The following is a 277-nucleotide window of genomic DNA, read 5'->3' on the forward strand; positions in this document are numbered from 1 at the left end:
TTCATCGCCACCGCGGGCAATCGCCAGACTGACCAGCATCGCTTCCATATTGGCGCGGGCGTCGAAAATATCGAGCAGCTCCTGCTCTGACATAGACGCCACCCGATACCCTTTTTGATTCACCACCGTGACCAGCCGTTCCGCCACCAGTTGCGAAAGAGCTTCCCGTAACGGCCCAACGCCAAGTGCATAACGCGATGTCAGCAAACTCATTCGTAATTTTTCATCCGGTTGAAAATTACCGCGAATAATATCGTTCTTCAGCCAGCGATAGCCA

The 277-nt window shown here is 53.1% G+C and carries 1 protein-coding gene; it reads right to left on the bottom strand.

All coding sequences use genetic code 11. The features are described 5' to 3' along the window. The coding region (locus SB764_RS39765; RefSeq protein ID WP_410866721.1) for a GntR family transcriptional regulator at positions 1 to 277 on the bottom strand (277 nt) is incomplete at both ends.

It is taken from the genome of Paraburkholderia sp. SIMBA_027 (assembly GCF_046535315.1).
GTDB classification, from domain to species: Bacteria; Pseudomonadota; Gammaproteobacteria; order Burkholderiales; family Burkholderiaceae; genus Paraburkholderia; species Paraburkholderia tropica.